This is a genomic window from Ruegeria sp. BK1, assembly GCF_056535645.1.
The window spans coordinates 492,488-512,325 of record NZ_JBQFIS010000002.1 but is presented as its reverse complement, the minus strand read 5'-3'; the positions used below and the strand labels follow the sequence as shown (position 1 = coordinate 512,325).

Here is a 19,838-nt window from a genome sequence, read left to right as displayed (position 1 = left end):
CTACAGCCCCGTTTTGTGCGCACGTGCGGTGAAGAAGATGCCGGAGGGGCTGTCGGCCTCGATCTCGCGTAGTTTCTCGAAGCTTTGCGTGTCGTAGACCATGACCTTGTTGGCATCGCGCACGCTGATCCAGACCTCATGTCCGCGCGGAGTGAATTCCATATGCAGCACGGCGGGTCCTGGTTTGAATTCGTGGATGATCTCTTTGCTGACGCTGTCGATCACCTGAACCGTGTCGTTCAGCGGGTGGGCAAAGTTCACCCAGACCTGCCGCCCGTCAGGACGTGCCATGGCAAAAACCGGTTGGCCGTGCGTCTGTGTGCGACCGGTCTCGGTCAGGGTGTCGGCGTCGATCCACAGTACCTCGTGATGACCCACGGCGGGCAGCACGAATTCGCGGCCCGACAGCGCCCAACCTTCCAGATGAGGCATCTTGTAAACTGGCATTTCCTCTTGCCCGCGTCCGTAATTGGGCAGCACGCGGATGGGTTCGGGCGTCTCGGCCCACAAGTCCAGCGCAGTCAGACCGTCCTCGCCAAACAGGCCGGTGATATAGGTGCGACCATTGGCGGTGATCAGCGCGTCATAGGGGTTTTTGCCCATGTTGGGGATCTTGGTGATCGCCGGGTCACCCTTGGAGAAATCGGCAATCCAGGTCTCGCCCGTGTCCCACATGGTGAACACGAACCGGCGGCCTGGCGCGTCGACCAGACCGATGGTTTTGCTGTCGGTGGGGATGTCGGCGACCATGTCCAGCGTATCCGCATCGAAGACGCGCACGCCGCCGGGTTCATAGTTTGAGACGGCGACCAGCTTGCCATCGTCCGAAATCGCACCTCCGATGGCGTTGCCCGCCTGCACCACGCGGTTCACGATCTGGCGGATGACGATGTCGACTTTGGTCAGCCCTCCGTCACGCCCGAACACATAGGCAAAGCGTTCGTCGGGCGAATAGACCAATGAGGCATGGGACAAATCGCCCAGCCCTTCGATCCGGGCCAGCGCGGCGCGGTCGGATTGATCGACCAGCAGGACCGAGCCCTTGGCCCGTTCGATCACAAGGCCCAGATCTCCGGTGGCTGTGGGTTCGGCCTGCGCCGTGGTCATCAAGAGGGTCGCGGCAAGGGTGAGGATGAGGTGTTTCATTGGGTCTCCTGTTGCAACAGGTAACGGGCGATCCATTCGGCTTCTTCTTCACTGATCAAGGGTCGCCATGGGGGCATTGCGGTGTCTGGGATGCCGTCAAGGATCACGCCTGTCAGAATTTCGGCGTCATAGTGTTCAAGATTTTGAGGTCGGAGATCGGGCCCAAGTCCACCTTTTAGCGACAGCCCGTGGCACGAGCCGCAATCTTGGTGGACCAGCCGTTTCAGGGCGTTGGGGTCCGGCGTGTCGGCGGCAAAGGCGGTTGTGGCCACAAGCACGGCGGTTGTCAGAGCGGCGCGCGCGGTCCAGCCTGCACTGCGGGTCGTCGCGACCTCGCGAAACCCTGGTCGGCGATGGGCGAGACTAGCCATGTGCTTGCTCCAACAGCTCCGCCAAAGGCTTTTCGGCATAAAGCGAAACCACTTTGCCGATGATGAACAGCGTAGGCGCTTTCAGATCAGCCTCGCGCACATCCGCCGCCAACCGATCCAGCCGGGACACCATGCGGCGCTCATTCGGGGTCGTTGCTTTGCCGACAGCCAGAACCGGGGTTGATCCGGGCAGGTTCTCGGTCATTAGGCCTATGGCGATCTGGCCGATATTGGCGACGCCCATATAAACAACCAATGTCGAGTCCGGGTCGGCCAGCCGTTTCCAGTCAAGATCCAGCACCTTGTCGGCCTGCCGGTGCCCGGTGACATATTGCACCGACGTAGCAATCCCGCGATGGGTAAGCGGCACGCCAGTGGAGCACGATGCCCCCTGCGCCGCCGTAATCCCCGGCGCGTATTCGACAGGAATGCCACGGTCCATCAGATAGGCGGCCTCTTCAGAGCCACGGCCAAAGATCATGGGATCGCCGCCCTTAAGGCGCGCGACTGTGTGACCGGCGCGGGCTTCGTCGACGAGGATTTCATTGATCCGATCTTGCGGCACCGTATGGCATTTGGGCGCCTTACCCACGGGAACTAACCGCGCGCCATCCGCGTGCAGGTTCAAAATATCGGCCGAAACAAGACGGTCGTACACAACCACATCCGCTTCCTTCAGCATCCGCAGCGCACGCAGAGTCATCAGCTCGGGGTCGCCGGGGCCTGCGCCAATCAGAAAAACCTTACCGCTCATGTGCAAACTCGCTTGATCTGAATGTAGTCGGGACCCGGAATCGCGCTGCGTGTATGGGACGTTGCTGGGCAGGCCGGGCGTGTCTTGCCCCAAGGTTCCCGCATTTTCGGCCGTCTTGCCTTGACTAAAGTTAAGGAGCGCGGGATTTGCGCCCGCGCTCCTTTGTTCTGCCTGCATGGTTGCCTCGGCTCAGGGTTCGACGGTGATCATTCCGATCATGTTCTGTGTCTCCCAATGCGGTCCGCACAGGTAGTCCTGCGGGCCGGGGGTGAGGAAGGTCAGATCAACCGATTCCTCGGGGAAAAGCCGGTCGCTTTCGGGCTCGCTGCCATCTTTCAGCAACACCGAATGGCTGGTGCGCTTGTCCACATTGACCCAGCGCACAGTGGTCCCGGGTTTGACCGTCAGGTCGACCGGGCAGAAGGTGTATTTGTACATCAACACCACCTCGGCATCCTCGACCGCGGATGAGGGCTGGCCGAACAGCTCGACATAGCGGTCTTCGGCTTCGGCGCAGAGTTCGGCAGTGTCATCCGCCCACGCGGGCGCAGCCAGAAGCAGCAGGACGGGAAGAAGGTGTTGGGATTTCATCGTCCAAATCTCCTCTTCTTTGGGGAAGGGGCCGGATCGTCCGGCCCCTGTCGTTTACTGTTTAACCACGTTGATGAACGCGCTGTCGTCGTCCAGCGCCAGACTGGTATCCAGTGTCACGTGGTGGAACCGGGCGGCGGCAAAATCATCGTGGATTGCAAAACCGACGGTGTAGGTTTTGCCTGCGTCCAGTGGCACATCCCCCGGTGCGCCCGAGTTCAGCGGACGGGCAAAGACCACCGTCCACATTCCGCCGTCCAGGCTGGCCGAGGCGGCAATCTCGCCGTCATTGACCACGCGCTGTTCCAACAGATAGCCGTTGGTGGCGCTGCCATCGGCATAGACGCGCATCAGGTCCAGATAGGTGCCATCAGCCAGATATTGCTCGATCTGTTCAGCCGCGTGCAGCTTGTCCCAACCACCCAGAGGCTTGCCCCGGCGGCCTTTGGTGTCGATCTCGGTCCGGCTTTCACTGATATACTTAGTCACTGTGTCCTGAGCGGCCAGACGGCCCGAGACATCCGCATTTGCTGCAATCTCCTCGGCGCCCGGATCAAAGGGCATATAGGTGTTGTCCGCGTGGCACGAGGCCCAGCAACCCACCTGATCGCCCATTTCGATACCGGTGCCGGTGATCATCATGGCCACCTTGATCTGGTTGTCGGGGTCCATCTTGCCACCATCCACGAACGGGGCAGGGCTGTGGCCCGCATCCGGCCATTGCAGGCGGATATAGAGGTTCTCATCATCATGGGCCGCCTGCACGGTTGCGTCGATCACACCGCGTTTTCCGGGGATCGGTGTCGGTTCAAGCTCTCCCCCGGCAACAATCTTGTTGCCGATCGCGTCCAGCTCGGCGGCGTGACAGGTCGTGCATTTGTCGCCGCCCTTGGTCAAAGGCCGTGCGCCCCCATGAGATCGACCATTCTGCACCCATTCGAACGAGGCCTGGCCGGGGTAGAACAGTTTCATGTCCGCACCAGCCACCGCATTCCAGTCGATATTCGTGCCAACATCGCTGCCGCCTGCCGAGGCTGTTTCGTCGCTGCCGGCTTGCTGTTCGGCCAGAGCAGCATCAACAGCCGCCGCGATCTGCGCCTGGATAGCCTCTTGCTGCGCAACACGTGCAGCTTTTTCAGCCTCGGCCTCTGCGGCCTCTTTGGCTTCGATCCGTTCCAGACTGGCCAGATATTCGGCCGGAATCTCGCGGATAAAGGCCGGGTTCGGGGCTTCGAGTTCTTCCAGATACTCCTCGTCCGCCCGATCACGGGCATCCGAGTGGGCAATCCCCTTGTGGCAGTCGATACAAGTCTGACCGACGGTCATCGCGTTCAAGTGCTGCTGCCGTGCGCGGGGTTTCTGGAACTCGGGCATCATGGATTCGAAATCATGGCAGTTACGGCATTCGCGCGAGTCTGTGGCCTTCATCCGTTCCCACTCGTTCATCGCCAGGTGCACGCGCTTGGCTTCGAATTTCTCGCGCGTGTTGATGGTACCGACCATCTTGCCATACAGCTCTTTAGACGCCTTGATCTTGCGGATGATCTTGTGCGTCCAGTCCTTCGGCACGTGGCAATCGGAACAGACGGCGCCGACGCCTGAACGGTTCACGTCGTGGATCGTTCCGGTGTATTCTTCGTAAACGAAATCGCGCATCTCGTGGCACGAGACGCAGAATTCCTTGGTGTTGGTCGCTTCCATGGCGGTGTTGAACCCGCCCCAGAAGATGATGCCGCCGACAAAGGCCGCGGCGATTCCAGCCACGGGCATTCCCCACAGGAAATACCGGCGCCAGATTGGTTTTTTCTTTTCCGGTTCGGAGGTCATATCCAGTCTCCGTTATGGCTTTCTTTTCTGGCCCTGGGTGTCAGGCCTGTGGATTTTGATGAGAAGTCAAACGAAGAAAGGGCGGGCGAGGGGCCCGCCCTTTCCGGTGTTTGGTGCTGAACCCGTCAGGTGACGTGGTTCGACCGGTTGTAGACGTTGAACTTGCCAGTTGGCGCGAACAGACCTTTCACGCGCGCTTTCTCTTCCAGCGTTTTGGCGTCGAAGATCACGATCTCACCGTTAGGCTCTTTCGAGGTCGAGCGGTTCCACTTGGAAACCCAGACCTCGGAGCCGTCCTGGTTGAACTCGAAGTGGACGGCGACATTGCCTTCCTCTTCGGTGATCTGGATTGTTTTCACGATCTCACCGGTGGCCTTGTCGATGACCTGCACCGATTGCTGAATTTCAGGCTCGGGGTGTTTGGTCTGGTCGGCCCAGATATAGTCTGATTCCGGGTGGGTCCGGATGAACAGACCGGGTCCATCGGTTTCAACTTCATAGCAAGTCTGCCATGCCTGATCGGGGTGACCTTCGGGGTCGTTACCCCAAACGGTGACCGTGCCTTCACCCAGGTGGGTTGTGCCTGCAACAGGACCGCAATTCGGGTCATCCCAGTTTGCACCAGGGCCGGGGTGCGGCAGCGGCGCAGTGTCGATCAGTGCTTCCAGCTTGTGAGTCTGGGTATCGACGACAACCATTTTGTTCGACGCGTTTGCGGCGATCTGGAAGTAGCGACCGGTTGGGTCGAAGAACCCATCATGCAGGAACTTGGCGCTGTCGATCTTGTCGATCCGCAGGTTGTCCAGGTCGGTGTAGTCCACCTGCCAGAGCTGGCCGAGTTCCTTGACGGCGACAATCCATGTGGGCTCGTTCGGGGTGGTGTAGATGGCGGCCACACGGCTTTCTTCCACATAATCCCCGTCCACGTTCACACCGCGCGTTGAGACAACCTTTTTCGGCTCCATGGTTTCGGCATCGACGATTGCAAAGTGCGGCGGCCAATAGGCCCCACCGATGACGTATTTACCGTCACCCGAAACAGCCACGTCGCGGGCGTCATACCCAATGGTGACTTCGGCCACGAGCATGTTTTCAGGGTTCTGCCACAGGTCGATCTTGGTCATCTTGCCGTCCCGGCCCATCGTGTACCAGAAGCGGCCCGGATTTTCCGGTTCTTCCAGTTTATGGTGCTCGGACGCTTTCAGAACGTGCACGGCATAGCCGGTTGGGATATGCGCTAGCACTTCCTTGGTATCACCGTCGATCACGGCCACCTTGCCTACGTCACGCTCAATGACGACAAAGAAGTTTTCCCAGTTGCGGCCATGCAGAGGCTCGGTCGGGTAATCTTCGGGTTCCACGTAGACCTTGCGGGTCGCCATCATCTGTTCCAGCGACATCTCGGGCGGCTTGGGCGGCTCCATCTGGATGTAGGTCGCCATATCGCGGATTTCGTCCTCGGTCATGACGTCCGAGAAGTTGTTCATCCCACCTTCGGTACCCCATGCGATGATCTTCTCAAGCCGTTCCTGACCCAGTTTCAGGGTACCGGATACGGTGACGGTGCCATCGTCATTTTTCTTCTCGACCACAGGTTCAAGGCTTTTGCCTGTTGCCCCTTTGCGCAAAACGCCGTGACAACCGGCGCAGCGTTCAAAGTACAGCTGTTTCGAGGATTCAAAGGCTTCTTTGCTCAGGGTTGGCTCTTCTGCCAGGGCAGGTGCAGCGACGCTGCCCAGCAGCATCGCCAAACCGACCCCAAAGGCGCGACCGGTTTTATTGTAGCTGATTCCAAGTGACATGATCACTCTCCGTTTGCTGGTGAGGCAGGTCCAAGCCTGAGACATCGGCGACCGGCGATCCTTGACGAAAGTCAACAGTGCCGAGGCAATTTGTCGTCAGCCGCGAAAAAAGCCAGAAAATCCGACAGTGAAATCTGAGTCTTACGGGCATGTTTGCCGGGTTTTGACTTTGGTTAAGCAGTGCGGTTGAGCGCCTTGATAGGATGACCAAAACCGTCAAGGAGAGCAGCCATGCCCACAATCATAACCCGCGTATTTGGGGAAGGGTTTCGCGTTTTCTTTCTGTCTGCTGGGCTCTACGGCCTATTTGTCGGGTTGGTCTGGGGTCTGTGGTTAAGCGTGCCCTATCTGGCACCGAACTACGGGATGACGCCCCCAATGTGGCATGCACATGAGATGGTTTTCGGCTATGCAACCGCAGCGCTTGGTGGGTTTTTTCTGACGGCAGTTCCCAACTGGACAGGAGCGGCGGACGCGCGCGTGCGGTTCATTACATTGGCTGCCGCAATGTGGTTGGCAGGGCGGATGGCCATGTGGTTTTCAGGGATGATATCACCGGTTCTGGTTGCGGCGGTTGATCTGACCTTTTTGCCGATACTGGCGGCCAAGATCGCGACTCAGCTGATGCGGCGGCCGAAGCCGCAAAACATGATTTTTCTGCTGTTGCTGGTCTTCATCTGGGTGGCGGATCTGTTAACGCATCTGGAATGGATGGGGGTGACGGAAAACACGCTGCAAACCGGCCTGCGCGCAGGTTTGCTGACTTTGTGTGCGATGATCGCCATTTTAGGAGGACGGATTACGCCAGCTTTTACTCGCAACGCCATGAAACGTGCCGCTGTTCCCGAGGCGGAGTGGCCGGTATCTGTCGCGGCGTTGGACAGGGCGGGGATGGTGTTGGCGCTGACCCTGCCGCTGAGCGTGTTGGTCTTCGGCATAGGTCGGGTTGCCGCGGCGTTGGCCCTGCTGCTGGGTGGGGTTCAGGTTCTGCGCATGGCACGCTGGCGCACTCGCTGGACCCTGCACCAACCGATCCTTTTGGCGCTGCATCTGGGGCTGGGCATGTTGGCGCTGGGTCTGATCCTATGGGGTCTGGCCGGGCTTGGCCTGGGCAATGAGGTCGCCGCGCTGCACGTATTAGGCATCGGCTGTGTTGGGGGTATGACCTTGGCCGTCATGAGTCGCGCCGCACTGGGTCACAGTGGGCGCGATTTGGTCGCGCCGGGACCGATGGTGGTGGCCTACGGGCTGATGGCCGTCGCCGCGCTGACCCGTTGGATCGGCACCGATCTGAACGCGGGCTATCTGGTGGCGATGCTGCTGTCGGACGGGCTGTGGGTTGCGGCTTTTGCCCTGTATCTGCTTGCGATGTGGCCCGCGTTGACGGGCGCCCGCGCAGCCCGATCCGCGTAAAATCCCACAGGCTTGACTTTCGTTAAGGAGCCGGGCCTGCCCAATCTCCATTCTGCCCATACTAGCTAATCTGCGCAAAGGAGAGCGCAATGCGTGAAGTCATGACCAAGAGCATGGCTCGCAATATATTCTACGGCGGGTCCCTGTTCTTTATCCTCATCTTTCTGGCTTTGTCGGCCCATTCCCATCTGTATATCCTGCGGTCGGAAAACACCGCCAAGCTGGATGAAAGCGTGGTCCGGGGCAAACATGTCTGGGAAAAACACGCCTGTATCAACTGTCATACGATCCTGGGCGAGGGCGCATACTATGCCCCCGAAGTCGGCAACGTCATGACCCGTTGGGGCGTGCTGGACGACCCGGAATCGGCCTTTGAGTCCCTCAAGGGCTGGATGGAGGCGCAGCCGACCGGCATTCCCGGTCGCCGGCAAATGCCCAATTTCAACCTCAGCGACGAAGATATCCGCGATCTGGCGAACTTCCTGATCTGGACGGACAATATTGACGCTCAGGACTGGCCGCCCAACGAGGCGGGCTGAGAAGGGAACCGGAACAATGAAATATGAATCCCAAAAAGTGGCCTACGCGTATTTCGCATTCGCAATGGGCCTGTTCGCGATCCAGGTGATCGGCGGCCTGCTGGCCGGTCTGATCTATGTGTTTCCGAACTTCCTGGCTGATCTGTTGCCGTTCAACATCGTGCGTATGCTGCATACCAATGCCCTAATCGTCTGGTTGATTACCGGCTTCTTTGGTGCGGCGTACTTTCTGATCCCCGAAGAGGCGGAACGCGAAATTCATTCGCCCACGCTGGCCTACGCGCAACTGGCGATCCTGATCCTCGGAACACTGGGCGTGGTGCTGACCTATACGTTCAACCTGTTCGAAGGCAACTGGCTGCTGGGTAAAGAGGGACGCGAGTTCCTGGAACAACCCAAATGGGTCAAGGCCGGCATCGTCGTTGCCGCGCTGATCTTCCTTTACAACGTGTCGATGACCGTTCTGAAGGGTAAGAAGACCGCGATCACCAACATCCTTTTGTTGGGTCTGTGGGGTCTGGCGCTGCTGTTCCTGTTTGCCTTTTATAACCCCGGCAACCTGTCGCTCGACAAGCAATACTGGTGGTATGTCGTCCACCTGTGGGTTGAAGGCGTGTGGGAGCTGATCATGGCCTCGATCCTGGCCTATCTGATGCTCAAGCTGACAGGCGTGGACCGTGAGGTGGTCGAGAAATGGCTCTATGTCATCGTCGCCGCGGCGCTGTTCTCTGGCATCCTTGGCACAGGGCACCACTATTACTGGATCGGTACGCCTGCCTACTGGCAGTGGATCGGGTCGATCTTCTCAAGCCTCGAAGTGATCCCGTTCTTTGCGATGATGGCCTTTGCCTTCGTCATGGTCTGGAAAGGCCGCCGGGACCATCCCAACAAGGCCGCTCTGCTGTGGTCGCTGGGCTGTGCGACGCTGGCCTTCTTTGGTGCCGGTGTCTGGGGCTTCCTGCATACGCTGCACGGGGTGAACTACTATACCCACGGCACGCAGATCACCGCGGCCCATGGTCACCTGGCCTTCTATGGCGCCTATGTCTGCCTGAACCTGGCGATCTTCAGCTATGCCATGCCGATCCTGAAAAACCGCGATCCGTATAATCAGGTGCTGAACATGGGATCGTTCTGGCTGATGTCCTCGGGCATGGTCTTCATGACCTTTGTGCTGACCTTCGGTGGCACCGTCCAGACACACATGCAGCGGGTGGTCGGAGACTACTTCATGGATGTTCAGGACCAGATTGCGATCTTCTACTGGATGCGTCTGGGGTCTGGTGTGGTCGTTGTCCTTGGCGCGCTGCTGTTCATCTACTCGCTATGGGTCCCCCGGAAAGAGGTGATTGAACCCGGCGCAGCTGAAACCCCTGCGGAGTGATGGATATGGACGGCTCCATTAAACTGAGTGAGGGGGCGGCAAACGCCCCCTTCTACCTGCCCCAAGGCGATGAATGCGATGTGTTCTGCGCCGCTTACAACAACGACCTGCCGGTTCTTCTAAAAGGCCCGACAGGCTGCGGCAAGACCCGGTTTGTGGCCCATATGGCCGCTCGGCTTGGCCGCCCGCTTTATACCGTGGCCTGCCATGACGATCTGGCCGCTGCCGACCTGATCGGCCGCTATCTGCTGAAAGGCGGTGAAACCGTCTGGGTCGACGGCCCCCTGACCCGCGCGGTGCGCGAAGGCGCGATCTGCTACCTTGATGAGGTGGTCGAAGCCCGTAAAGACGTCACCGTCGTGCTGCACCCGCTGACCGACGACCGGCGCATCCTGCCGATCGACCGCACCGGCGAAGAGCTTGAGGCCGCGCCCGGTTTCATGCTGGTCGCATCATATAACCCCGGATACCAGAATATCCTGAAAACCCTGAAACCCTCGACCCGGCAGCGGTTTATCTCGCTGGAGTTCGACTTCCCGTCGCCTGAAATGGAGGCCGAAGTTGTTGCCAAGGAAAGTGGCCTGCCGCTGGAACGCTGCAAGCCGCTGATCCGGCTGGCGAACAAGCTACGCGGACTCAAGGGTCAGGACCTTGAGGAAGGCGTTTCTACCCGTTTGGTCGTCTATGCCGCGACACTGATCGCACAGGGCATGTCCACCGACCGCGCCATCCTTGCCGCTATGGTTGAACCTCTGACAGATGACGAGGATATCAAACGCGGGCTCCTCGATCTTGTCACGGCTGTCTTTGGGTGAGGCCGGCCGATGGTCAGGATCGATTTTGAGCCATGGGAACCCGAAGAAACGATCGGGAAACTGTGGCACACCCTTGCCAGCCGCCTCGATGCACCCAAGGTGCATGATGGAGCCGCGGTCGACCTCTCAGAGGTCGCGGGGCGGCTGGCCGTCCTCTTTCGAGGACTTGGGGGTAGCCCGGGCGTTGAATTGCGCTCGGTCTCACCCGAGATTTCACGCCACCGTCTAAGCTGGCGCCGCAAACTGGCGACCGAGGCCGAGCTGATGCCGCGCGCCTCGTTCGACGGAGAGGTTCTGCGTCTGCCCGACCGATTAGCGGTCTATCCGCTGCGCGAGGCCAATGGTGCGCTTTATGTCTGGCTGGCCGCTGCAGCGGCCCATGCCGGAACCCGCACAGACGAAACCGACCTGCTGCGCGCTGATCTGCGCGCGCTGGCTGCGGCCCGGCAGATGGTCAGGGACACCCTGGAAGACGCCCCCGGCCTGCGCCCGCTATATGCCGAGCTGTGCAAGGGTTTGCTGCATCAACGCAGCGTCCCCGATCTGCCCCCTGCCGAAGCGGCGGTTGAAAGCATCATCCGAAACATGCTTGGCGATCCCGATCCGCTGTCCGACCGGGCCCGCGCCTATCTGGACCTTCAGGCTGAGGCCCCGCGCGGCTATCAACGCTTTCGCCCGGTGCCCCTGTGGCCAGAGCTACGCACCGTCGGCTTTTCCGAACACAATGAGGTCGAGAACCCCGACACCGAAGGAGAACCCGAGGAATCGGGCGAAAAAACCCACCGCGCTCGCCGTCGCAAATCCGATCAGGCCAACCGCAGCGACAGTTTCATCCTGCATAAGTTCGAAGCCATCCTTAGCTGGGCCGAGTTCCTGAACATCAACCGGCGCATCGATGATGACGACCCCGACAACGCCAAAAAAGCCGCCGACGATCAGGAAGAGATCGGGCTGGGCCAGATTTCCAAAGCCCCGCCCACCAAGCTGAAACTGCATCTGGACCTGGCCCCCGAGGACGTGAATCGCGAACGCCTGTCGGGCCGAATTCTCTATCCCGAATGGGATGTGCGCACCGGTCAGTACCTGCCAGACCATGTGAACGTTTTGCTGTCCGACGCCGATATCCGCGACGACGCCGCCGAGTTTGGCAAGAATCCGGCCACCGCCCGCCGCATCCGTGCCGTCAAACGTCAGTTCGAGGCTCTGCGCCCGGGCCGCGTCATGACGCGTGGCCATCTGGACGGTGATCAGCTGGATATAGAAGCCGCCGTGCGTGCCGAGACCGATCGCCATGCCAGCGGCGAAGGCAATGAACGCATCTGGATGCAATCCCGCCCCGAGGCGCGCGATCTGGCGGTCTCGATCCTGCTGGATGTCAGCCGCTCGACCGAAAGTGCCGTCACTGGTCGCGCGGTAATCGACATCGAACGCGAGGCGTTGGCAGCCTTAGCTTGGGGCCTGAATGCCTGCGGCGACGATTTCACCATCCACGCCTTCAGTTCGCTGAAACGTCAGCGCGTCTTTCTGCAACGTTGCAAGCGGTTCGATGAGCCGATGGGCTGCACCGTCGAACAACGCATCGCCTCGCTGCGTCCAGGTCACTACACGAGGCTTGGGGCCGCGATTCGCCATTGCTCGGCCGATCTGGCGGCGCAATCCCGAAAACGCCGCTTGCTGTTGGTCGTCACCGACGGCAAACCTAACGATCTGGACCACTACGAAGGTCGCCACGGAATCGAGGACACCTGCATGGCGATCCGCGAGGCGCGCCGCGCCGGGCAATCGGTATTCGGTGTAACTATCGACAAGATCGGCAAAAGCTGGTTCCCGCGCATGTTTGGCCAGGGTGGTTTCGCCGTCATCCCCGACCCGCACCGCCTGACCATGGCGCTGCCGCAGATCTACCGCCAATTGGTCGGCGCATGAGCGACAGCTCTCTGATCGACGCACTTCCGGGCGAGTTGCTGATGTGGGTATTGATCATCTCGGAACTGCTGGTTTTCGGCGCGGGCCTAATCGCGTTCATGGGCGTGCGCCTGACCGACCCGACAGGCTTTGCCGAGGCGCAGTCGCATCTGCACCGAGCCGGAGCCGCCCTGAATACCGCAGTTCTGGTGACGTCAGGGTATCTGGCGGCAATGGCACTGCATTGGCGGCAGACTGAGCGTGGCAAAGCTGCGCGGTTCAGCCTGATCGGCGCGGCCCTTCTGGGTGTTGTCTTTTTGATCATCAAAGGGATCGAATACGCGGACAAAGCCGCCCAGGGCATCTCGTTCGAAACACACCCGTTCTTCCTATTCTACTACCTGCTGACCGGCTTTCACGCGGCACATGTGCTGGCCGGTGTGGGTGTGCTTCTGCTGGTCGCCTGGCACGACCACCCCCGCAACATCGAGGTGGGCGCCCAGTTCTGGCACATGGTCGATCTGGTCTGGATAATGCTGTTCCCTGTTATTTACCTTTTGGGATAAGGGCGATGTCCGCACTTTCTTCTTGTTCCAAATACGGCCGCCGGAGGCTCCTGAACCCGCTCACACGCACCTGGGTGGCTTTGCTGGCGCTGACTGTTGCGTCGGCCCTGCTGATCCCGTTGCCGATCCCCAGATCGGCACTGGCCGCAGCGATCCTGTTGCTTGGGCTGATCAAATCGCGCCTCATCCTGGCCCGCTATTTGGACCTTGCTCACAGCCCTGCCTGGCTGCGCGGCTTCAGCTTTGGTCTGATCTGCTTTGCAGTGGTGTTGTTTGGCCTCTACCTGATATGAAAAACCGCCACCCCAAGGGGCGACGGCCTTTCAAGCGTGGGGGCGCTTTGGTTATTGAGCTGCCATCGGCATCCGCGCGATCTGGCAACGCTGCCAGAGAGCGGACAGCGCGCCGACCAGATGGTCGATATCTTCATCCGTATGTATGGGCGAGGGGGTGATCCGCAGACGCTCGGTTCCTTTGGGGACGGTGGGGTAGTTGATCGGCTGAATATAGATGCCGAACTCCTCCAACAGTGTGTCCGAGATGAATTTGCACTTCACTGGATCGGCCACCATGACCGGGATGATATGGCTGGGGTTGGGCAGATGCGGAATGCCCTGGGCATCTAGCCGCGCGCGCACCTGCGCCACGCGGGCTTTTTGCAGGTCGCGCTCTACATTCGACTGTTTCAGATGTCGGATCGACGCCGCAGCGCCTGCCGCAACAGAAGGTGGCAGTGCTGTGGTAAAGATGAACCCGCTGGCAAAGCTGCGCACGAAGTCACAAAGCGCGGCCGAGGCCGCGATATAGCCGCCCACCACGCCAAACGCTTTGCCCAGCGTGCCCTCGATCACGGTCAGGCGATCCATCAGCCCTTCGCGTTCGGCAATACCGCCGCCGCGGGGGCCATACAGCCCGACGGCGTGGACTTCGTCCAAATAGGTCATCGCGCCGTATTTATCTGCCAGATCGCAAATCTCTTTGATGGGCGCGATATCGCCATCCATGGAATAGACCGATTCAAAGGCGATCATCTTGGGCGCGTCGGGGTCGGCTGCGGCCAGCTTGGCCTCAAGATCTGCAAGGTCGTTATGGGCCCAGATCACCTTCTGTGCCCGTGAGTGGCGGATGCCTTCGATCATCGAGGCATGGTTCAGCGCATCAGAGAAAACGATCAGGTCTGGAATTTTTGCCGCCAGCGTCCCCAACGCCGCCCAGTTCGACACATAGCCCGAGGTGAACAGCAGCGCGGCCTCTTTGCCATGCAAGTCGGCCAGTTCAGCCTCAAGCAGCACGTGGTCATGGGTGGTGCCCGAAATATTGCGCGTGCCGCCCGCACCTGCGCCGCAGCGATCCAGCGCGTCATGCATGGCGGCAATGACAGCGGGGTGCTGACCCATGCCCAGATAGTCGTTGGAACACCAGATGCGCACATCTCGTTCTGCGGTGCCATCGGTTTGCCTTGCATTGGGAAAAAACCCGCAGCGTCGTTGCAGGTCTATGAATACACGATAGTTTCCTTCGTCCCGAAGGGCATTAAGGCGCTGGGTAAAAAATCGCTCGTAGTCCATTTCGTGCTCCCCCGGATTGCTGGCGTTGCACCAAGGGTAAGCCAGGCGTGCAGCTTTCGACATGACTATTGTCAAGTTGACCCGGCATCAAAAGATTGATGCGAACGCTGCGGGTTTGACATAACTTAAAGACAGTCTGCCCGGACGGTGGTTTTTCGGCGGCTTAAAAGACACCGGGAGAGTATTCTTGCCTCATGAAGCACAAAAAGCGATCGCACGTCAGTCGATTTTGCTGCGCAGTTTGCCGGATCAGCACGTCGAGACGCTGTTGAGCCATGCGATATGGCGGCAATATGATCGTGGCGAGACAATTTTCCTTCAGGAAGAAACTGCGAAGGCTGTTCACGTTGTACTGGCGGGGTGGATTAAACTGTTTCGCATTACACCGACCGGCGCAGAAGCTGTCGTCAGTGTTTTCAAGCGCGGCGACAGTTTTGGCGAGGCTGTGGCCCTGCGAAACGTACCGTATCCGGTATCAGCCGAAGCGGTATCGGCTTGCGAATTGATGCATATCCCCAGCCCGATCCTGATCTCGTTGATGAAAGAAGACCCCGAAATAGGAATATCAATCCTGGCGTCCACGTTTACCCATTTGCATTCGTTGGTCGCTCAACTAGAGCAGCTCAAGGCGCAAACGGGCGCTCAGCGGGTCGCCGAGTTTTTGTTGAACCTTTGCGACAGCGACGAAGGTCGTTGCGACGTGTCGCTACCTTACGACAAGATGCTTATTGCCGGTCGTTTGGGAATGAAACCCGAAAGCCTAAGCCGAGCGTTTTCCAGGCTCAAAACAGTTGGTGTGAATATCAATCGAAACCATGCCGAGATTTCGGATATCGACGCGCTCCGTAGCTATGTTGAAGATGAATCTCCTAGTGGGAAATCGTGGTAGCTAAGGTGCACTCAATCGTCCGCTGAGGTGGCGTATTTGAGGCATTTCATAATTCATTTCAGCTAGTTGTCAGTTTCATACAGGGAATCTTCCGTGTGCTTTTGTTAGGTTGGCAAAGTTGACTAGGTTGCTCAAGTTGACAAAATTGTCAATTGATACCATATTGGCAGAGCGTAGTAGTGTCCGTTGAAGTCTAGTGCGGACTGATCGCTTCTCACGCTTTCACAAAAACGGTTTCCGATATGACCCGAAAAACAAACATGAAAACAGGAACTTCCGCCGCGATGCCCGGTGGGGTTGAGGTGTCATCGTTCGATATGAATGCAAGTGATGCCGATCTCGGGGCCGCTTTGAGGACCATGTTGTCCAACCTGGGCGAAGAGGAGGTTGTGGCCTTTGGTCATAGTTCCGAGCCGAGCATTCCGCAGACAGGCAACCCTAGTACGCAAAAGGCCTTCTATGGCGTGGAGCATGCCGTCAGTAACGTTGAGTATGTTCAGGGAAGTGTCAGGATTCATACCGATATCCCCGCCGCAAAGACGCTTACGGCAGGTGTCAAGAAGGGTTCGAAGGGTAAACACGCCCGAGGCGGTCGGCGCGAAAAATCATATACTTTGGCAAAGTTTGTCGAAGTTTCAAAGTCGACAGGTTCCGTGGTCAATAGCCCGCTTGAGAAGGCACTGCGCGCCGCTGAACGACGCGGCGTTGCCGCGAGCAAAGCTGTGCTTGCTGGTGATGAGATGCTGACCACACCTCAATTGGCCGATCTCATTGGTGTTACACGCCAAGCAATCGACAAGCGCCGCAAATCGGGACAGCTTCTTGCTTTGCGCGGGGGGCCGAAGACGCTCAAATATCCCGAGTGGCAAATCTTGCCGACCGGAGAAACAATTGAGGGACTAAGCGAGGTCATTGATCGTTTGGACGGTGACGCCTGGACGGCCTATCGGATGCTGACCGAAACTTTTCCGGATGCGCAAGGAGAGCCCGTCTACGAAAAACTTCGCCGTGGAGAAGCCTCAAAAGTTCTGGCGCATATAGATGGTGTACTTGGCGGTAGCACAACTTAATGCCAGACAGTCTGTTTCCTGATGAATTCCTGCCGACCGAGGCATTCCACGCGCGCGATCTCAATCTTGTTGACCTTGACCAGGTGCCGCATTTTCGCGCGTTTCAGACACGATATCCAAACCCGTTGGGGTTTCGCCCCGCTCCAAGCCGTTTCTCAGATCCCAGGATTGGTAGCGGCACTGCCGATACGTACGCGACTGTTTATTTCGGGACGAGTGTCGAAACTTGCGTTTTAGAAGCCATCATACGCGACAGCGGGCTGGGCGCCGGCAAGGAAGGTATCCCCATCTCTCGAAAGTATCTGCAAGGATGGTCGATAGTTCAAATCGCCACAACAGAACCTTTGAAACTTTTGGACCTCCGTGGGTCAGGCACCCTGTCTTATCGGATCCCGACAGATGCGGTCCGGGCACAGTCTCATGAATTGGGACAGATTTGGTCACTGGCCATTCATGAACATAAAGATCAGCCCGACGGGATCATTTTTTCATCCCGCCTGAATGAACAGTCTAATGTGGCAGTATTTGAACGTGGGATGACCAAAGTCCGATCAGTCCGCAGCGAACCCCTGTTCTCTTACGGTGCTGAACTGGCGGAAATTCTCGACAAGTACCAAGTTGCTTTGATCAACCCATAACAAGATGCCTGCGCGCAACAGTAAAGGTGGAAACGATGCAGCAAAGGATGTTGCGGACGCCCACTGGGCGGGACCAATATGGTCAGAGGACCCGCGCAAGAAAGGCCTTGGTGCGTTCTTCTTGCGGCGCAGCAAAAAGTACCTCGGGCGGGCCTTGTTCCAGAATACGACCTGCATCCAGAAAGCAGACCTTGTCAGCCAGTTCTCGAGCAAAACCCATCTCATGGGTTGCCAGCACCATGGTCATGCCCTGCTGTCGCAGATCGCGCAGCACATCCAGCACCTCGCCCACAAGTTCGGGATCAAGCGCGCTTGTTATCTCGTCAAAGAGCATGATCTGGGGCTCCATCGCCAACGCTCGGATGATCGCCACCCGTTGCTGTTGGCCACCTGAAAGCTGATCTGGATAGTGCCCCATCCGTTCGCCCAACCCGAAGCGGGCAAAAAGCTGCGTTACCCTTGGAAGCAGGTCTTGCCGGCTCAAACCACGTACACGACGCGGGGCCAGCATCACGTTCTCGGCTGCGGTCATGTGGGGAAAGAGGTTGTAGCTTTGAAATACAATGCCGATTTGCTGGCGCACAGGCTGTGGGTCCAGCCCCGGCTCGGATATGTCCGCGCCGTCCAGCCAAATCGCGCCATCGTCAATCGGTTCCAGCAGGTTCATGCAGCGCAAGAGCGTCGATTTGCCAGACCCGGACGCCCCGATCAGACAGACCATCTCGCCCTCGGCCACGTCCAGATCAATGCCTTTGCAGACTTCGTGATCGCCAAACCGTTTGCGTACCCCTCGCAAGGATAGTTTCGTCGTCATGTGCGCGCCCGGTTCTGCTTGTTCATCAGATAATCTGCATATCGTGTGGCAGGGATGGTCAGGGCTAGGAAGATGAGCGCGGCACCGACATAGGGCGTAAAATTCGCGTAAAGCGATTTGTAGACCCCGGCCTGACGAAAAATCTCGACCGGACCGATGAAAGACAAAAGCGCCACGTCCTTCTGCAAGGCAATGAAGAGGTTCATATTGGCAGGAACAACGTTGCGGATAGCCTGCGGCAATACCACAAAACGCATGGTGTCCTGATCGCTCAGACCCAAGGAGGCTGCGGCGGATCGTTGTGACTGATGGATCGAGTCGATGCCGGAACGGATAACTTCAGCCACATAAGCCGAGTAGACCAGCACCAGCGCCAAGGTGCCCCAGATATAGGGGCTGTTCCAGGGTCTCGGTAGGCCAAGGCCGGGCACCCCGAAGCCAATGATATAGATGACGAGAACCACCGGCAAGCCACGGAAGATATCCGTATACGCAATCCCGAACAGCCGAAGCGGAAACAGCGCCGGCGCGCGAGTGTCACGACACAGCGCAATGGCAAGGCCGGTGATGGCAATAAGCGGCGCGGACCACGCAAAAATCATCACGTTCAGCAGAAAGGCCTCGAGCAGGCCCGGAAACGTCGCCGCAAAGACCCGACCGTTGAAAAAGGCGCGCTGTACAGCATCCCAGCCGGGGGCAAGCGGCACTAGCACCACAATGGCCAGCACCACGATAGCCGTTGAAGTCAACGCGATCCGGTTCGAGCGCCGCCGAATCCCGGCCTCATAGACCTCACGCCGCGTGGGCGCCGAGCCAGAGCGCTCGGTCGCCTTGTTCTGCACCGATGTTTCGCTCATTTATTCGATGACCGGAACACCCGTGGCCTCGGCCAGCCATTGGGCCTCGATGGCGGCAAGCTCGCCACTTTCCGTTAGTTCAGATATCGCCGCGTCGACGCATTCCTTCAACGGGTTCCCTTCCTCCATCAGAAGTCCGAACTGATCGGGGTTTTCCGACTTGTCCGGCGGGAACTGACCCAAGAGCGCGCCGCCTTCCACCACCACGGCCGACAGATAAAGTGCCGTGGGCAGATCATACAGTGCGGCGTCGATCTGGCCCGCCATAATGGCGGCATTCACATCGGCATTGTCATTGTAAAGCAGCGGATCGCTGGCAGGTTGGATCAGGTCATTGAGGATCGGCAGCGCAGTCGTGGTGGCCACGGCACCCCATTTCAAACCCTTGAGGCTGTCCAATGTTGCTTGGGCGCCGTTGTCGACCACATTTTGAGTTGTCAGAACCGCCATGGCCGAGGCGTAGTATGGCAGGCTGAAATCGACCATTTCCTCGCGCTCGGCGGTGATCGAGTATTGCTGCATGTTGAAGTCAAAGTTCTTCGCGCCAGGTTGAATCGCCTCATCGAAGCTGGTGCGGACCCAGGTGACATCATCCGAGCTGAAACCCATTTTATCAGCGATGGCATAAGCAACAGCCGCTTCGAACCCCTGACCGCTTTCGGGCGCGTCATCCATCACCCAAGGATAATAGGCCGGGTTCCCAGTGGCGATGGTCAGCGTTCCTTCCACAAGTGTTTTGTCCATGGCACAGGCACCACCGCCTGCGGCATACGCCACCGTCGCAGAGACCATCAAAGCCAAAGCTGTGCTGGAAAGCAGTTTCATCAAATGTCTCCCTGTTTTCTGTTTGGCTACAGGTTCCTACAGGTAAAAGGCTTTGTCTAGTGCA

The 19,838-nt window shown here is 58.6% G+C and carries 20 protein-coding genes; 10 read left to right on the top strand and 10 right to left on the bottom strand.

From position 1 onward, the window contains the following. The 6 genes from ACR3E7_RS20760 to ACR3E7_RS20735 all read right to left on the bottom strand — a co-directional run bounded on the left by ACR3E7_RS20760 (position 1) and on the right by ACR3E7_RS20735 (position 6,491). Entirely contained in the window at positions 1-1,146 is a 1,146-nt protein-coding gene (locus ACR3E7_RS20760; RefSeq protein ID WP_480503901.1) for a cytochrome D1 domain-containing protein, read from the bottom strand. After that, on the bottom strand, positions 1,143-1,517 hold the full coding sequence (locus tag ACR3E7_RS20755; RefSeq protein WP_480503900.1) for a c-type cytochrome: 375 nt from the start codon (positions 1,515-1,517) through the stop codon (positions 1,143-1,145). Before ACR3E7_RS20755 ends, ACR3E7_RS20760 begins: the two co-directional genes overlap by 4 nt. Further along, a complete protein-coding gene (cobA, locus tag ACR3E7_RS20750) occupies positions 1,510-2,271 on the bottom strand; it encodes a uroporphyrinogen-III C-methyltransferase (RefSeq protein ID WP_170771884.1) in 762 nt (253 codons plus the stop codon). The genes ACR3E7_RS20755 and cobA overlap by 8 nt, the downstream gene beginning before the upstream one ends. A gap of 189 nt (positions 2,272-2,460) precedes the next feature. After that, positions 2,461-2,862, bottom strand: a complete 402-nt coding sequence (locus tag ACR3E7_RS20745) for a cupredoxin domain-containing protein (RefSeq protein ID WP_480503899.1) — start codon at positions 2,860-2,862, stop codon at positions 2,461-2,463. A gap of 54 nt (positions 2,863-2,916) precedes the next feature. Beyond that, positions 2,917-4,689: a NapC/NirT family cytochrome c gene (locus ACR3E7_RS20740; RefSeq protein ID WP_480503898.1), complete on the bottom strand. Its 1,773-nt coding sequence runs from the start codon at positions 4,687-4,689 to the stop codon at positions 2,917-2,919. Between the two features lie 125 nt (positions 4,690-4,814). After that, positions 4,815-6,491 carry a cytochrome D1 domain-containing protein gene (locus ACR3E7_RS20735; protein WP_170771888.1) on the bottom strand — a complete coding sequence of 559 codons (1,677 nt, stop codon included), beginning with the start codon at positions 6,489-6,491 and terminating at the stop codon, positions 4,815-4,817. Between the two features lie 231 nt (positions 6,492-6,722). Between ACR3E7_RS20735 and ACR3E7_RS20730 the strand changes: the two genes are divergently transcribed. The 7 genes from ACR3E7_RS20730 to ACR3E7_RS20700 all read left to right on the top strand — a co-directional run bounded on the left by ACR3E7_RS20730 (position 6,723) and on the right by ACR3E7_RS20700 (position 13,406). Then, complete coding sequence (locus tag ACR3E7_RS20730) at positions 6,723-7,904, top strand: NnrS family protein (RefSeq protein WP_480503896.1); 1,182 nt, start codon at positions 6,723-6,725, stop codon at positions 7,902-7,904. An 89-nt stretch (positions 7,905-7,993) separates the two neighbouring features. Continuing rightward, a complete protein-coding gene (locus tag ACR3E7_RS20725; RefSeq protein WP_480503895.1) occupies positions 7,994-8,443 on the top strand; it encodes a c-type cytochrome in 450 nt (149 codons plus the stop codon). 16 nt (positions 8,444-8,459) lie between these two features. After that, positions 8,460-9,827: a cbb3-type cytochrome c oxidase subunit I gene (locus tag ACR3E7_RS20720; protein WP_480503894.1), complete on the top strand. Its 1,368-nt coding sequence runs from the start codon at positions 8,460-8,462 to the stop codon at positions 9,825-9,827. A 5-nt stretch (positions 9,828-9,832) separates the two neighbouring features. After that, a complete protein-coding gene (locus tag ACR3E7_RS20715) occupies positions 9,833-10,642 on the top strand; it encodes an AAA family ATPase (RefSeq protein WP_480503893.1) in 810 nt (269 codons plus the stop codon). 9 nt (positions 10,643-10,651) lie between these two features. Next, positions 10,652-12,568 carry a nitric oxide reductase activation protein NorD gene (locus ACR3E7_RS20710; RefSeq protein ID WP_480503892.1) on the top strand — a complete coding sequence of 639 codons (1,917 nt, stop codon included), beginning with the start codon at positions 10,652-10,654 and terminating at the stop codon, positions 12,566-12,568. Continuing rightward, the gene (locus tag ACR3E7_RS20705) at positions 12,565-13,113 is read left to right on the top strand and encodes a cytochrome c oxidase subunit 3 (protein ID WP_480503891.1); all 549 of its coding nucleotides are present in this window, start codon (positions 12,565-12,567) and stop codon (positions 13,111-13,113) included. The genes ACR3E7_RS20710 and ACR3E7_RS20705 overlap by 4 nt, the downstream gene beginning before the upstream one ends. A gap of 5 nt (positions 13,114-13,118) precedes the next feature. After that, complete coding sequence (locus ACR3E7_RS20700) at positions 13,119-13,406, top strand: cytochrome C oxidase subunit IV family protein (protein WP_170789297.1); 288 nt, start codon at positions 13,119-13,121, stop codon at positions 13,404-13,406. Between the two features lie 51 nt (positions 13,407-13,457). On the opposite strand, the gene hemA is transcribed toward ACR3E7_RS20700, so the two are convergent. Beyond that, positions 13,458-14,681 carry a 5-aminolevulinate synthase gene (gene hemA, locus ACR3E7_RS20695; protein ID WP_480503890.1) on the bottom strand — a complete coding sequence of 408 codons (1,224 nt, stop codon included), beginning with the start codon at positions 14,679-14,681 and terminating at the stop codon, positions 13,458-13,460. Between the two features lie 187 nt (positions 14,682-14,868). Between hemA and ACR3E7_RS20690 the strand changes: the two genes are divergently transcribed. The 3 genes from ACR3E7_RS20690 to ACR3E7_RS20680 all read left to right on the top strand — a co-directional run bounded on the left by ACR3E7_RS20690 (position 14,869) and on the right by ACR3E7_RS20680 (position 17,278). Continuing rightward, positions 14,869-15,570: a Crp/Fnr family transcriptional regulator gene (locus ACR3E7_RS20690; protein ID WP_170783291.1), complete on the top strand. Its 702-nt coding sequence runs from the start codon at positions 14,869-14,871 to the stop codon at positions 15,568-15,570. Positions 15,571-15,812: 242 nt separating this feature from the next. After that, entirely contained in the window at positions 15,813-16,640 is an 828-nt protein-coding gene (locus tag ACR3E7_RS20685; RefSeq protein ID WP_170783292.1) for a hypothetical protein, read from the top strand. Continuing rightward, positions 16,640-17,278: an RES family NAD+ phosphorylase gene (locus ACR3E7_RS20680; RefSeq protein ID WP_480503888.1), complete on the top strand. Its 639-nt coding sequence runs from the start codon at positions 16,640-16,642 to the stop codon at positions 17,276-17,278. The genes ACR3E7_RS20685 and ACR3E7_RS20680 overlap by 1 nt, the downstream gene beginning before the upstream one ends. An 82-nt stretch (positions 17,279-17,360) precedes the next feature. Here ACR3E7_RS20680 and ACR3E7_RS20675 read toward each other — a convergent pair whose 3' ends face one another. The 3 genes from ACR3E7_RS20675 to ACR3E7_RS20665 are packed head-to-tail and all read right to left on the bottom strand — an operon-like array spanning position 17,361 to position 19,777. Continuing rightward, a complete protein-coding gene (locus tag ACR3E7_RS20675) occupies positions 17,361-18,092 on the bottom strand; it encodes an amino acid ABC transporter ATP-binding protein (RefSeq protein ID WP_170771905.1) in 732 nt (243 codons plus the stop codon). Then, complete coding sequence (locus ACR3E7_RS20670; protein ID WP_170771907.1) at positions 18,089-18,949, bottom strand: amino acid ABC transporter permease; 861 nt, start codon at positions 18,947-18,949, stop codon at positions 18,089-18,091. Before ACR3E7_RS20670 ends, ACR3E7_RS20675 begins: the two co-directional genes overlap by 4 nt. Next, positions 18,950-19,777, bottom strand: coding sequence for an ABC transporter substrate-binding protein (locus tag ACR3E7_RS20665; RefSeq protein WP_480503887.1), 828 nt, complete (start codon positions 19,775-19,777; stop codon positions 18,950-18,952). Positions 19,778-19,838: the final 61 nt, after the last annotated feature.